Origin of the sequence: Aestuariibacter sp. A3R04, assembly GCF_018860805.1 — a bacterium.
Taxonomy (GTDB): Bacteria; Pseudomonadota; Gammaproteobacteria; order Enterobacterales; family Alteromonadaceae; genus Alteromonas.
Window position 1 is genome coordinate 329,643 of the sequence record NZ_JAHKQR010000011.1, and the last position, 12,973, is coordinate 342,615.

Genomic DNA, 12,973 nt, shown 5'->3' on the forward strand with positions numbered 1-12,973 from the left:
TTTGGAGATCTTCCATGACTAAATCAGCCTCACTTTTTCGCTTGGTATTGGTTGTTGCCCTTGTCGTAGGTTCGATTCAAGCCGGTAAAGCGGCAATTGATTCGGTTCAAGCAAGTGTTGTTCAGCACCAAACAGCGTTAGCACAAGCTGCAAAGTAACCACTTAACCCTGAAGGGGAGTTCTCTCCTTCGGGGGAGTCTCCCCTCAAAGGAGGCAATATGAAGGTTATCGACCTATCACAGCGTACTCCTGCATGGCACCAGTGGCGCATTGCAGGGGTTACGGCATCTGAAGCCCCTATTATTATGGGGCGTTCACCCTACAAAACACCTTGGCGATTATGGGCAGAAAAAACCGGATTCGTATTACCGGAAGACCTGTCGAATAATCCAAATGTGCTTCGCGGTATAAGGTTGGAGCCTCAAGCAAGGCGAACATTTGAGAATGCGCATAATGACTTTCTTCTGCCGTTATGTGCAGAAGCCGATCATAACGCAATCTTTCGAGCCAGCTTTGATGGCATCAACGATGCGGGCGAACCCGTTGAACTGAAATGTCCTTGCCAGTCAGTTTTTGAGGATGTGCAAGCTCACCGAGAACAAAGCGAGGCGTACCAGTTGTATTGGGTGCAAGTACAGCATCAAATACTGGTCGCCAATAGCACGCGAGGTTGGTTTTCTATTTTGAGGATCAACTGATTGAGTTTGAAATACAACGAGACGCATTGTTCTTAACTGAATTGCAAGAAACGGCGCTTCAGTTTTGGGAGTTAGTACAGACCAAAAAAGAACCGTCAAAATGCCCTGAGCAAGATTGTTTTGTTCCCAAGGGTGAAGCCCAATACCGTTGGACATCGCTGTCTCGACAGTATTGCTCAGCACATGCCGAAGTGGTCCGACTGGAAAACCACATTAAATCTTTGAAAGAGGAAATGCGAGAAGCTCAGTCGAAATTGGTCGCTATGATGGGTAACTACGCTCATGCCGACTATGCTGGGGTCAAACTCAGCCGCTACATGATGGCAGGTACGGTGGACTATAAGCAATTGGCCACCGATAAATTAGGCGAGCTGGATGAACAGGTTTTAGCCGCTTACCGAAAAACGCCACAAGAGCGGTTGCGCATCAGCACCAATAAACCAGAGCAGCCCGTTGAAACACCAATCAAAATCAGTCTTGAGCAAGAGAACTTGGTTCTGCCAGGTGACTCGCCGAGCTCATTTTATTTTTAACGTTCACTTGGAGCCGATTTCGGCTCCTTTCTCATGCACTTACATCGAGTGCATCAGAAAGCAGTTTCACTCGTAGCCAATGCTGGGTACGAATGATAGAGCGAGCTGAACTCTTACATACACAGCCATACCACAATCAACACACCACCCGACGGGGACTTCAGTCCCTGTTAGGGCATGGGTTCGTCTCCGCTTTTTTTTGGAGACTCCTATGAAAAACAAAAAGTTCTTAGCTGGCGAAGAAGCCGGTACTTACATCGTTCCTGAGCAAGTGACTGAAGCGGATATCTTAGATATGGCGCTCAAGCTTGCCCGTGGTCGATTGAGTAAAGGTCGCAAAATTGAACATCCATCATCGGCGTTCTCATACCTGCAAACACTAATGCACGAGTATGAGCACGAAGTCTTTGGCGTACTGTTTCTTGATACAAAGCATCGCGTTATTCGATTTGAAGAGTTATTCAAAGGCACTTTAGATGCGGCGAGCGTGTATCCAAGGGAAGTAACAAAACGAGCGCTAGAACTTAATGCAGCAGCAGTGATACTGGTTCACAATCCATCGGGTGATCCTGAGCCCAGTGAAGCTAATAAACGCATTACTCATCGACTCCGTGACGCCTTGTCACTTGTTGATATTCGAACGCTTGACCATGTCGTGGTCGCATCCGAGGGCTGCGTTTCGCTTGCCGAACGCGGTTATCTTTAATGAATGGGCGCATTGCCCATTCTCCTTCATCACAAAAGCAGTCCTATCAACACACGTCATCATAGCTCGAATTTCTATTTGAGTTTGATGATGCCCCAGTCACTTGGTCTGACACGGAAATCTGGCAGTTACGCGAAGGCATTCTATTGGATGCGATCCGTGTATTGCTGGACGGTCGTGTCAGTACTCGGTTGCGCAAGGATGTGTTGTCGTGGATTCAAAATGACGAAATAGCGCCATTTTGCTTTCGTGTTTGTGCGATGGCTGCGGTTTTCGATCCTGATGTGCTTCGTGATTCCATCATGTGGCTATTAAGACGACATGGTATCCAGCTTGACTAACGTTCCTGCATCAACCAAACGGCTGAATGCAAGACCTGAGCTGATTTTTATCACTTGTGGTAGGAGTCGGCTTTTTACTTAAGGAGGTTATATGGCGTTACCTTTACAGATTGAAACAGTAAGGCCATATCTTAATGGCCAATGGCTTCAAGTCTTGGCGGCATTGGTGCCAGAACTTGATCCCGCTATTGCTCGAAAAGGGCGTCATGTGGCTTGTCCTGTTCATGGCGGTCGTGATGGCTTTAGGCTGTTCAAAGATGCTGAATCTACCGGAGGTGGCGTTTGTAACACCTGCGGTATCTTTCATGATGGCTTTGAACTGTTGTCTTGGATTAATGGATGGAACTTTGCTCAGTCTATTGAAGCAATCGGCCAGGTTCTAGGTATTCAACCCGGACAAATACAAGTGCCTACTCGGCCAATACCGAGTAACGCTGTTGATTGGAAGGCTAAAAAGCAGGAAGAGGACAAAGCGATTATCCATCGCTTGAATCAAACCTGGGGAGAAACGTTTTCTCTTGCAGATACTCGTGCGCAACCAGTTTGGAACTACATGCATCGTCGTGGCATTGTTACTCGGCTTCGTCCTGAATGGGATTCGGTGCTGAGGTTTCATCCAAACTTGCCTTACCATGATGAAGATGGCCTGTTTATCGATAGCTACCCAGCGCTGCTAGGTAAAATCGTTACTCAGCAAGGGCGTTCGGCCACGTTTCATCGGATCTACCTAAGTGAAGATGGATTCAAAGCACCGGTTGAAAAGCCTAAAAAGATGATGCCGATACCAAGTGACAGAGCAATCACTGGTGGTGCCATTAGGATAGGTGAGCCTGGTGAGGTATTAGGCGTTTCTGAAGGTATAGAGACGGCTTTAGCGGTAACCAGAGCAACGGGGCAAACATGTTGGTCGGTTGTGAATGCAACGCTACTGGCTAGGTTTGAACCACCAAGTAATGTGAAAATGCTGTACATCTGGGCAGACCACGATCTCTCTGAGACTGGCCTGAATGCAGCGAATGAACTCATGAAAAAAGCCTGGCAGAAAGGCATCCTGACACAAGTCCTGATCCCTCCGATACCAAAGTCACTTGGCGTGAAAAGTTGGGATTGGAATGATGTGCTGAATGTTTACGGTGCCATGGGCTTTCCGAAAGTTCATATCTGATCCAAGGGGCTTTGGCCTAATGCTGTTCACATAAGCGAAACAGCATTCCGAGATACCTCGACTTTGATTACTTTACCATGCGAGGCCTGCTAGGTCTCGCTTTCTTTGATTCCAAAAACAAATTACACATCCCTGATCTTAGATCTTTGAAACGCATTCAAGTCTTTGATCACGGCTTAGCCCTAGCCATTACGATTAAATTCGAAGCAATAAAAATAAAGGCCATCTTAAAATGTATCTCAATAGCGCCGCTGGCCATTTGTTACTGCAAACAAATAATGGTTCACAAAAAAACATAGGTTTAAAAAATAAAATTGGTAGGAAGATACAATGTTCGCAAACGCACTGACGACGTAAATTAATAGGCATAGGCTTTGGTAAAATCTAAATCAACAAAACGGATTTCATTATGACTAAACAAATGCAAGCAACCGTTGTCGAACAATTCGGCCAAGGTCTCGTTCTTAAAGAAGTCGATATTCCGACTCCCGGTCCAGGCCAAATCTTGGTTAAAACTGAAGCCTGCGGGGTTTGTCACACAGATTTGCACGCTGAAGCGGGCGACTGGCCAGTGAAACCCTCTCTTCCCTTTATTCCAGGCCATGAAGGCATTGGTATTGTGGTGGCATTAGGCGAAGGCGTTACCGCTGTCAAAGAAGGCGATCGTGTCGGTGTGCCTTGGCTCTATTCTGCCTGTGGTCACTGTGAACATTGTCTTGCTGCTTGGGAAACCGTGTGTGGCGAAGCCGAGTTCGGCGGCTATACCAAAAACGGTGGTTTTGCTGAATACATACTCGCTAACCCAAATTACGTGGCTCACATTCCTGCTGGCTTATCTGCCACAGAAGCAGCGCCGCTGATCTGCGCGGGCATTACCACTTACAAAGGCCTTAAAGAAACCAAAGCAAAACCGGGCGATTGGGTAGTTATTTCCGGTATCGGTGGCCTTGGACATTTGGCGGTTCAATACGCTAAAGCCATGGGTTTGCATGTCTGTGCGGTGGATATCGACGACAAAAAGCTCGATCACGCGACGCGACTTGGCGCCGACGCTGTGGTCAATGCCAAACACGAAGACTCGATTGAAGCCGTAGTCAAGGCAACAGGCGGCGGTGGTCATGGCGTATTAATCACCGCACCTTCGCTGATTGCTTTCAATCAAGGGGTTGCCATGACGCGTAAACGTGGCATTTGTGTACTGGTTGGTTTGCCACCGGGTGAATTCCCAGTGCCGTTATTCGACGTAGTTGCTAACTGCATCACCATTCGCGGCTCGTTTGTAGGCACACGCCAAGATATGGCCGAAGCATTAGCCTTTGCCGCCGAAGGCAAAGTAAAAGCTGACATTGAGCTACAGCCATTGTCCGCCATTAACGATGTTTTTAAGCGTTTAGAAAATGGTGATGTTCCGTCGCGAGTGGTCATTGATTTCGCAACGATTTAAAAAATATTTGAGTTCATCTTTCTAAATAGATAGGAGACTGATCATGCCATTCAATGATTATTACAAAACGTTAGAAGTTGAACTCACTGCATCAGCAAGAGAAATCAGGGAGTCTTACCGCAAGCTTGCCCACAAATATCATCCAGATATTTCTGAGCAAGAAAATTGCGAGCCCTTGTTCAAAGAAATTACTGAAGCCTATGCGGCGCTGAAACTAGCAAACAAACAATCGGCTCACAGAAGCTCGTCAATGAATGATGTCATCACGTTAAAACACCATTTTAAATGATTGAATCAGGCTGACTTTTTCGGCAACCCATAAGGCAACAGACGATCGGTTTCTGTCTTCACCACGGCGTAACATTCGCAGCTCAATTCTTCGAGTTTTGATCTGTCTAGCACGGTGATGTGACCACGGTGATAATCAATCACGCCGAGTTTTTGTAATTTACCAGCGGCCTCGGTAACGCCTTCACGGCGCACGCCTAACATATTGGCAATTAATTCTTGAGTCATGGTGAGATGGTTATCTGGCAAGCGATCAAGTGATAATAACAACCACCGACACAATTGCTGGTCAATCGAATGATGACGATTACACACAGCGGTTTGCGACATTTGTGTGATCAAGGATTGTGTATAACGGAGCATCAACTCCAGTAGCCTACCGTGTCGATTAAATTCTTCCTTTAATTTGTTACCCTTTAGGCGATACGCATGTCCCGAGCTTTGCACTACGGCTCGACTAGACGTACTTTCTCCGCCCATAAACAAGGCAACGCCGACCAAACCTTCGTGGCCAACAACAGAAATTTCTGCTGACGAGCCGCTTTCCATTACGTAAAGCAGAGACACAATGGCATCGACAGGAAAGTGCACATAAGCCATCTTGTCGCCTGCTTCATACATCACTTGCCCTAATTCCAGTTTTTCTAACTCAATAAAAGGAAATATACGCGCTTGCACTTGCTCAGGTAAGGCTGCTAAGAGATAGTTTTGTAATGGTGAATAGGTCGTATCTATAGAATCATACATAGAATAATCCTTAAATATTTTCAAGTGGAAATTATGCTGCAATAAGGCGATAGAAAAGCATATTTATCGCTTAATTATTCAAAGTTCCGAGCGCTAACGAACACACTAACCTTTATCTGGCAATTTACTCACTAAAATCCTGATCTAGATCCTAATTTGACGCATTAAATCCAGATAACACGTCGGATAACTCTTCATCGATATCACTTTGACGCAGTCTATGAAAAGTTTGATTGAGATTTTCTTGTATCTCATCAATGTTCTTTTCGGCTCGCTGCATGGCGGCAAGTCGGCAGGCATTTTCGCTCGCAAGGGATTCGGCACAGGCTCGAAACAGGCTGACAAACAGATATTCACGTACAAAAGCATGACGTGTTTGATCCTGATATGGCATCACTTCCACAAGGTTATTACTTGGCCAATCAATCGCTACAAGCTCTTGTTGCCAAGCCGCGTCCAAAGGCAAAAGTTGCTGACTCCCGGGTCGAGAAATCGAATTGGCTTCGGGTTTATGATGAAACAAAAAGACTTGGTCAATCCGTCCTTGATCTCGTTTTGCTTCCAGCTCAATTAAAATCTCACCGACTAATCCAGTAATGGTATTGATCGAATGAGGTAATTCAAAGCTTGCTTCGGTCTTTAAATCCGTCTCTATCAAGCGAGACTCAACCCGCTCACCAACGGCCCAGAGCATTTTATTGCCCGACAATGTTGCCAACGATTCGACCACAAACTCGACCATGACTTCATTGAATTGGCCGACTAGACCTTGATCCGAGCCAAACACAATCACGCCGATGGCGGGTGCGTCTTTCTGAGATCGATGCACGATCACCGCAGCCTGTTCTAATTGGGTACTTTGCGACAAACACGCCGACAATCCCAACTGCACGTTTTGATAATAATCGTCGAGCGAATGCACGGCTTTTTCATATTGACCAATGCTCGACGACGCGATGGTTTTCATACTGCGCACTACTGATTCTAGGTCTTGAGCACTGGTAATTTTGTGACGCAAGCTGGCGATACTGTCTGTCATCTTGGCTCACCTGAATCTGTGTCAGTGTTGAAGGTGTCAAGCGCTTGGCGTGCAAGTTCTAAAATCACCGCTTTATCTTCTTTGCTTAATTTGTCGGTGCTTTCTAAACGCTCAACAATCTCATCGGGGATGTTCGCAGCAGCATCCCGAACAGCTTGCTCCGCGGCGGGCATATTGTCTAACTCAATGTCGTCAAACAAATCTGCGGTCAAGGCGACTAACACGGCGATTTGTTCTGCCATAGACACAGGCGCAAATTCAGGCTGCTTCAAGCAGGCTCGGATGCGTCGACCATGTTCAATGATTTTCAGCGTATCGTCGTCTAACTTCGCGCCAAAACGGGCGAAGGTTTCCAGCTCCTCGAACTGTGCATAAGCCAATTTGAGATCCACCGTGACGCCGCGATACGCGGCTCTTTGGGCTTTACCGCCCACACGAGACACAGATTTCCCCACATCAACCGCGGGTAAAATACCCAGCTCAAACAACGCCGGCGAAAGGTAAATTTGCCCATCGGTAATGGAGATAAGATTGGTCGGAATATACGCCGAAATATCCTGCGCTTCGGTTTCAATAATTGGCAAAGCGGTGAGCGAACCGCCGCCCAGCTCGTCGCTTAAATGGGTCGCTCTTTCTAACAAACGTGAATGAATATAAAAAATGTCGCCGGGAAAGGCTTCTCGCCCTGGTGGACGACGCAACAACAAGGACAATTCACGATACGCACGAGCGTGATGCGTCAAATCATCGTAGACAATCAGTACATCACGGCCCTGTTCCATAAAATATTCCGCAATGCTGGTCGCGGCATAAGGTGCAACATAAGCCAAGCCCGGCGGCTCGTTGCCTTCCGTCACTACCACGACTGTGTATTCCATCGCGCCTTGTTCGCGCAACGTGGCAATAACTTTAGCAACACCAGACGCGCGCTGACCAATGGCACAATAGACACATAAGACGTTTTTGCCGCGCTGATTGAGAATCGTGTCCATGGCAATCGCCGTCTTGCCGGTTTGTCGGTCACCAAGAATCAATTCGCGCTGCCCGCGTCCCACTGGAATCAAGGCATCAATTACCTTAATGCCCGTTTGCAGCGGCACACTCACACCAGCTCGATCCATAATAACTGGCGAAGGTCGTTCGATAGGCAAGCGCTCGGTGGTCGCCAGATTGCCCTTGCCATCCAAAGGTTTACCGATTGGATTAATAATGCGACCAATCAAGCCATCGCCAACCGGCACATCGACCACGTGACCAAGCCGTTCGACTTCATCACCGGCTTGCAAATGCCAGTATTCGCCAAGCAACACCACGCCAATTTCGTCTTCATCGACATTAAAGGCGATGCCATAAATATCACCGGGAAAAAGCAATAACTCGTCGTAACCAACATTGGGCAAACCAGATACCTTGGCAATTCCCGTGGCGACACTGGTAATCTTGCCAATTTCTCGTGGTGACAAAGCGGGTTCGAACGATTCTCGAGCCTGTTTAAAATCCGCAAATAATCCGTCAAACATCGACATCATGAAGCCTGCTCTTGGTTTTTCTCAGACTCAGGGCTTTCATCTTGAACAGCACGATGAGAAAGCATCACATCATTGACTCGCTTGGTCAGCGTGGTCAAGTAATCGGCGATGCTCCAGCCAATTTTCTGGCCGTGGGAATGGACCTCAATCCCGCCGATCACGTGAGCATCCGTGGCAAATTCAATCACCACGCCATCGCCCAACAAGCCATGTAACGCCTTGGTAATCTGGGTGATTTGTTTTTTAGGCAGATCAAACGCCGTGTGCACGATTAAAGGTTTAGTCGAATCTTGAAAAGCCGCTTGCAAACTGGTCTTTTCAGCATCCGCTAATGCGTCTAAACGCGTCACAAAAACCTCTGCCATACTGGCTTCCAAACTGGTACTAGCAAGATCACTAAGCGCTTTACGCACGATGGCGAACACTTCTTCTCGTGCTCGCTGGCTTAGGGAATCTTTCAAGCTCAGTTGTTCGTTTTTAAGCGCCAGCTCTAGCTTGCTGCGCAGCGCGTCGGACTCTTGTCGGACTTCTTCAAGTAATCGCGTCCGCTCGGCTTTCGCTTCCTCACCGACTTTGTTCATCTTCGCAGTGCGTTGTTGCTCGAATTCCGCGTTCTTTTGCAGGAACGCTTCTCGCTGCTGCTCGGCCTCGGCTCTTTTGCTATCGGCGTCGGCCAGTTCATCGGCAATGCGTTTTTCACGAGCGTCAATCGTGTTCAAAATAGGACGATACAAGAAGTGTTTTAGCAACCAAACGAGAACCAAAAAATTGATCAGTTGCGCAATGACGGTAAACCAATCGATCAGCATGATTTATTGACCTGCCGCTTGAGCAATGCCGTAATTCCAAAAAGGATTGGCGAATAGCAAAATCATCGATACGACAAAACAATAAATCGCCGTGGATTCGATCATCGCCAAACCGACAAACAAGGTTCGCGTAATCGTCGCCGAGGCATCCGGTTGTTGAGCCAAAGAGGTTAACGCCGTTGCCACCGCTTTACCTTCCCCTAATGATGGCCCGATTACGCCGATGGCAATTGTTAGCCCTGCGGTGATAATTGAAACCATTGCAATCAGTGTCATGCTGTCCATAGTTACTCCGTAAATGTTCATCGTTTTGATTCGTTTGTTTTTTGGTTTTCTGGTTGTTGAGCGGCTTTTTGCTGCGTGCGTGCTTTGGAGGAGCGAGTCGCCGCGGCGATATACACGGTAGCGAGAATGAAAAAGATGTAAGCCTGAACCATGCCGGTTAACAAACCGAGCAAGGTCATCACAATGGGAAATAAGAACGGCGTAATCGTCAGCAATATCGCGATGATCATCGCGCCGCTCATCATGTTACCGAACAATCGCACCGCCAATGCCAAGGTTCGCGATACTTCGCTGATAATATTAAACGGCAACATAATAATGGTTGGCTTGGTATAGGAAGACAGATAGGAACCAAAACCTTGCTCTTGAATACCAAACAAAGGCACCGCGATTAACACACATAAGGCCAGCGCCGCTGTGGTGGAAAGCGAACCTGTCGGAGGTTCAAAACCCGGAATAATGGTGCCAAGCGCCGATAACGCGATGAATAAAAACAGCGACCCAAGAAAACCAATGTATTTCTGCGGCTGGCTTAAACCCACTTCTTCGATTTGTTGATTAATGGTGATCACAACCACTTCTAGGGCATTTTGCCAGCGCGAGCGTTGCAAATTGTTGGACAGGTTTCGAGTGATTAGAATCGACCCAACCACCAGCACCAACATCACCAACCACGTAAAGACGATGGTCGCATTGAGCTTTAGAAAGCCCATTTGCCAATACACAATGAGATCTGGCGTCAGGTTCATAAACGCTCTTCCGTGTGAGAATGTTTTTCTTTAAGGGTATGAATCGGTTTGATAATGACGGGATTGTCTTTCAAACGAATCAGCCGCGTCGCGAACAAACGCAAGATCATAAAGCCAAGCAAACCTAACAATAGTTTCTGCCAGTCATTGCCCAGAAACACATAAAAACTCACCATCACCACGCTGATGCGAAACAACATACTGAACAAAAACAACGGTGCGACCACACGACTAGAACCCAATCGACGCACTGTCCACCACAGCCCTGCAAAATAAAAAACGCCTAATAACACACCAACCAAGATGGCATAAGCCAGACCACCCCAAAAGTTGTCACTAAAATCAATTAATATCATCGTTGTCCTCTGGTTGGTGAATGTCTTTGTCTTCTTTTTGCACCCAGTGCCAAGCATTAAAGCAGCCCAAACACAGGCCAACGACCAGCAAGGCCAGCGTCCACGAACGTTCACTTGGGTAATGGTCATCCAACCAAATGCCCAACGCCGCGCCAAGCAAAGTTGGAATCGCAACCGACCAGCCAACCAACCCCATCATGCCCAAGCCAGACCAAACGGTTTTGGTCACGTGTCGCTGCGCTTTTAGCTTACGCGCCGCGACCGAGCCTACTTGCTTGCTGTAGTTGTTTTTCGATTTGTGATTGAGAGAGCGATTTAGATTACGGTCTGGTTTAGTCAGGTTTTTGTCTTCATCATCGTCTTTCATGACACACTCGCATCCTGCTTAAACGCCACTAAACGCTGCACAAAACCGCTTTCCATCTTGGTTAATGCTGAACGTAACTTCTGTTCTTGCTCATCAAGCTGAATAAACTCGTCTTCTAGGGCGTGACGTAAATCTTCTAATCCCATGCCATTCATAGCGTTACGCACGGAAATCCGCACCTCGGCTCCGGTTTTCACCAACACACCTTCATCTACAGCGATGTAAGCTTCTTCTTCGCCATCCACTTCAATCACTAAAATGCCCGCCGACAAAGACGCCACACAATCCAATCGATTTGGCAAAATGCCAAACGCTCCTTGCGGTGTGGTCGCGACGATTCGCAGCACGTTTTGTTCTTCGCTGAATACTTTATGAGGCAGCAAAACCTTAAGCGTCATGTAGGCTTGTGGCACCTTCGTCCTCCTCGGCTTGTGGTTTATCTGCCTTATCGCCGTCTACAGCAGCTTGTTTGTTTTTCTCATGGGCTTCGTCAATCGCGCCAATCATGTAAAGCGCGCTTTCGGGAAAATCTTCAAATTCATCTCGCAAAATCCGCTCGCAGCCATCTAAGGCATCATCAAGACTGACCAATTTGCCAGACATGCCTGTGAATTGTTCGGTGGTAAAAAAGGGCTGAGTGAGAAACCGCTCTAAACGACGAGCACGCCCGACGACCTTGCGGTCTTCGGGCGAGAGCTGCTGCATGCCAAGCATGGCAATAATGTCTTTCAATTCGCTGTATTGCGCCAAGGTGCGGCGAATCTCTTGCGTGAGATCGTAATGGCGTTTGCCAATAATACTTGGCGTCGCCATTTTGGAACTGGATTGCAAAGGATCTATGGCGGGATAAAGCCCTTCGCTGGCGCGTTTTCGGGATAACACGATGGAAGCGGAAAGGTGAGAGAAAGTATGTACGGCGGCAGGATCGGTGAAATCATCGGCGGGCACATACACCGCCTGAATCGAGGTAATCGCGCCACTGCCGGTATTGGCAATGCGCTCTTCGAGTTGTGACAACTCGGTGCCCATGGTCGGTTGATAACCCAAACGTGCTGGCATTTGCCCCATTAAGCCAGATACTTCCATGCCCGCCTGAATAAAACGAAAGATATTGTCCATCAGCAGTAAGACATCGCGATGTTCGTCATCACGGAAATATTCTGCCATGGTCAAAGCCGCATGACCGACGCGAAAACGCGCGCCCGGTGGCTCGTTCATTTGACCGAACATCATCACCATGTTGTCCAGCACGCCCGCTTCTTTCATCTGGCGATACAGCTCTTCGCCTTCTCGGCAACGCTCTCCGATGCCGCAAAAGATACTCACGCCCGCGTGTTGGCCAACCATGTTATGAATCATCTCTGTCAACAAGACGGTTTTGCCCACGCCCGCACCGCCAAACAAGCCCGCTTTGCCACCTCGTTCTAGCGGCATTAGGACATCGATCACCTTGATGCCGGTTTCGAATACTTCGGTCTTGGTGGAGCGTCTTGCTAACGGCGGCGGCTCGTTATGAACCGAGCGCCATTCAACGTCGGTCGATGCGTTTTTTTTATCAATCGTATTGCCGAACACATCAAACATGCGCGACAAAATCCCCTTGCCAACGGGGGTTTGCAGCGGTTTGCCAGTGTCTTCCACTTTCATACCACGGGCGAGACCTTGCGTCGGTGTTAACGCAATACCGCGCACCCGCTGATTATCCAATTGGGAAAACACTTCAATGGCAATGCTGTTGTCTTTGCCAGTACGCAATAAAGAACGAATCTCTGGTAGATGATCGTCAAAGCGAATATCCACGACGCTGCCGCTAATCGAAATTACGGTGCCAATATTGTTAGACGAGCGGGCTGATGTCATAGGTTTCGAATGTACCTTGCTCTAAAAATGGGAATGAGAGACTACAGACACCAGTGT

Annotated in this window: 15 protein-coding genes and 2 pseudogenes; 7 read left to right on the forward strand and 10 right to left on the reverse strand. The window is 47.8% G+C overall.

The genetic code is table 11. The annotated features are described in order from the left end of the window. Positions 1-14: 14 nt before the first annotated feature. The 7 genes and pseudogenes from KO518_RS10850 (at position 15) to KO518_RS10880 (ending at position 5,176) form a co-directional block, all read left to right on the forward strand. Positions 15-158, forward strand: a complete 144-nt coding sequence (locus KO518_RS10850; RefSeq protein WP_000167275.1) for a hypothetical protein — start codon at positions 15-17, stop codon at positions 156-158. A gap of 60 nt (positions 159-218) precedes the next feature. Continuing rightward, positions 219-1,231, forward strand: a pseudogene (locus KO518_RS10855) (YqaJ viral recombinase family protein). Positions 1,232-1,442: 211 nt separating this feature from the next. Continuing rightward, a complete protein-coding gene (radC, locus tag KO518_RS10860) occupies positions 1,443-1,937 on the forward strand; it encodes a DNA repair protein RadC (protein WP_216025863.1) in 495 nt (164 codons plus the stop codon). Continuing rightward, a pseudogene (locus KO518_RS10865) lies at positions 1,937-2,278 on the forward strand (plasmid-related protein). Before radC ends, KO518_RS10865 begins: the two are co-directional and overlap by 1 nt. Positions 2,279-2,369: 91 nt before the next feature. After that, complete coding sequence (locus KO518_RS10870) at positions 2,370-3,443, forward strand: primase-helicase zinc-binding domain-containing protein (protein WP_216025864.1); 1,074 nt, start codon at positions 2,370-2,372, stop codon at positions 3,441-3,443. Positions 3,444-3,864: 421 nt separating this feature from the next. Beyond that, positions 3,865-4,887, forward strand: coding sequence for an alcohol dehydrogenase AdhP (gene adhP, locus KO518_RS10875; RefSeq protein ID WP_216026870.1), 1,023 nt, complete (start codon positions 3,865-3,867; stop codon positions 4,885-4,887). 43 nt (positions 4,888-4,930) lie between these two features. Then, a complete protein-coding gene (locus KO518_RS10880; RefSeq protein ID WP_216025865.1) occupies positions 4,931-5,176 on the forward strand; it encodes a DnaJ domain-containing protein in 246 nt (81 codons plus the stop codon). 5 nt (positions 5,177-5,181) lie between these two features. On the opposite strand, the gene KO518_RS10885 is transcribed toward KO518_RS10880, so the two are convergent. The 10 genes from KO518_RS10885 to atpD all read right to left on the reverse strand — a co-directional run bounded on the left by KO518_RS10885 (position 5,182) and on the right by atpD (position 12,916). Next, positions 5,182-5,922 (reverse strand): Crp/Fnr family transcriptional regulator, encoded by a 741-nt coding sequence (locus KO518_RS10885; protein WP_216025866.1) that lies wholly within the window; start codon positions 5,920-5,922, stop codon positions 5,182-5,184. A 151-nt stretch (positions 5,923-6,073) separates the two neighbouring features. Continuing rightward, positions 6,074-6,961, reverse strand: a complete 888-nt coding sequence (locus KO518_RS10890) for a F0F1 ATP synthase subunit gamma (protein ID WP_216025867.1) — start codon at positions 6,959-6,961, stop codon at positions 6,074-6,076. Further along, positions 6,958-8,490 (reverse strand): alternate F1F0 ATPase, F1 subunit alpha, encoded by a 1,533-nt coding sequence (locus KO518_RS10895; RefSeq protein ID WP_216025868.1) that lies wholly within the window; start codon positions 8,488-8,490, stop codon positions 6,958-6,960. The genes KO518_RS10890 and KO518_RS10895 overlap by 4 nt, the downstream gene beginning before the upstream one ends. Continuing rightward, a complete protein-coding gene (locus KO518_RS10900) occupies positions 8,487-9,299 on the reverse strand; it encodes a F0F1 ATP synthase subunit delta (protein WP_216025869.1) in 813 nt (270 codons plus the stop codon). The genes KO518_RS10895 and KO518_RS10900 overlap by 4 nt, the downstream gene beginning before the upstream one ends. A 3-nt stretch (positions 9,300-9,302) precedes the next feature. Then, positions 9,303-9,584, reverse strand: coding sequence for a F0F1 ATP synthase subunit C (locus KO518_RS10905; RefSeq protein WP_216025870.1), 282 nt, complete (start codon positions 9,582-9,584; stop codon positions 9,303-9,305). A 17-nt stretch (positions 9,585-9,601) separates the two neighbouring features. Further along, positions 9,602-10,333 carry a F0F1 ATP synthase subunit A gene (locus KO518_RS10910; RefSeq protein WP_216025871.1) on the reverse strand — a complete coding sequence of 244 codons (732 nt, stop codon included), beginning with the start codon at positions 10,331-10,333 and terminating at the stop codon, positions 9,602-9,604. Next, positions 10,330-10,689, reverse strand: a complete 360-nt coding sequence (locus KO518_RS10915) for an ATP synthase subunit I (RefSeq protein WP_216025872.1) — start codon at positions 10,687-10,689, stop codon at positions 10,330-10,332. Before KO518_RS10915 ends, KO518_RS10910 begins: the two co-directional genes overlap by 4 nt. Next, the gene (locus tag KO518_RS10920; RefSeq protein WP_216025873.1) at positions 10,676-11,056 is read right to left on the reverse strand and encodes an AtpZ/AtpI family protein; all 381 of its coding nucleotides are present in this window, start codon (positions 11,054-11,056) and stop codon (positions 10,676-10,678) included. The genes KO518_RS10915 and KO518_RS10920 overlap by 14 nt, the downstream gene beginning before the upstream one ends. Continuing rightward, positions 11,053-11,454: a F0F1 ATP synthase subunit epsilon gene (locus KO518_RS10925; RefSeq protein ID WP_252736095.1), complete on the reverse strand. Its 402-nt coding sequence runs from the start codon at positions 11,452-11,454 to the stop codon at positions 11,053-11,055. The genes KO518_RS10920 and KO518_RS10925 overlap by 4 nt, the downstream gene beginning before the upstream one ends. Beyond that, positions 11,444-12,916, reverse strand: coding sequence for a F0F1 ATP synthase subunit beta (atpD, locus tag KO518_RS10930; RefSeq protein WP_216025875.1), 1,473 nt, complete (start codon positions 12,914-12,916; stop codon positions 11,444-11,446). The genes KO518_RS10925 and atpD overlap by 11 nt, the downstream gene beginning before the upstream one ends. Between the last annotated feature and the right edge of the window lie 57 nt (positions 12,917-12,973).

Coding starts and splice junctions, on each gene's coding strand:
- KO518_RS10850 (WP_000167275.1), top strand. CDS start 15: ATGACTAAATCAGCCTCACTTTTTCGCTTGGTATTGGTTGTTGCCCTT.
- radC (WP_216025863.1), top strand. CDS start 1,443: ATGAAAAACAAAAAGTTCTTAGCTGGCGAAGAAGCCGGTACTTACATC.
- KO518_RS10870 (WP_216025864.1), top strand. CDS start 2,370: ATGGCGTTACCTTTACAGATTGAAACAGTAAGGCCATATCTTAATGGC.
- adhP (WP_216026870.1), top strand. CDS start 3,865: ATGCAAGCAACCGTTGTCGAACAATTCGGCCAAGGTCTCGTTCTTAAA.
- KO518_RS10880 (WP_216025865.1), top strand. CDS start 4,931: ATGCCATTCAATGATTATTACAAAACGTTAGAAGTTGAACTCACTGCA.
- KO518_RS10885 (WP_216025866.1), bottom strand. CDS start 5,922: ATGTATGATTCTATAGATACGACCTATTCACCATTACAAAACTATCTC.
- KO518_RS10890 (WP_216025867.1), bottom strand. CDS start 6,961: ATGACAGACAGTATCGCCAGCTTGCGTCACAAAATTACCAGTGCTCAA.
- KO518_RS10895 (WP_216025868.1), bottom strand. CDS start 8,490: ATGATGTCGATGTTTGACGGATTATTTGCGGATTTTAAACAGGCTCGA.
- KO518_RS10900 (WP_216025869.1), bottom strand. CDS start 9,299: ATGCTGATCGATTGGTTTACCGTCATTGCGCAACTGATCAATTTTTTG.
- KO518_RS10905 (WP_216025870.1), bottom strand. CDS start 9,584: ATGGACAGCATGACACTGATTGCAATGGTTTCAATTATCACCGCAGGG.
- KO518_RS10910 (WP_216025871.1), bottom strand. CDS start 10,333: ATGAACCTGACGCCAGATCTCATTGTGTATTGGCAAATGGGCTTTCTA.
- KO518_RS10915 (WP_216025872.1), bottom strand. CDS start 10,689: ATGATATTAATTGATTTTAGTGACAACTTTTGGGGTGGTCTGGCTTAT.
- KO518_RS10920 (WP_216025873.1), bottom strand. CDS start 11,056: ATGAAAGACGATGATGAAGACAAAAACCTGACTAAACCAGACCGTAAT.
- KO518_RS10925 (WP_252736095.1), bottom strand. CDS start 11,454: ATGACGCTTAAGGTTTTGCTGCCTCATAAAGTATTCAGCGAAGAACAA.
- atpD (WP_216025875.1), bottom strand. CDS start 12,916: ATGACATCAGCCCGCTCGTCTAACAATATTGGCACCGTAATTTCGATT.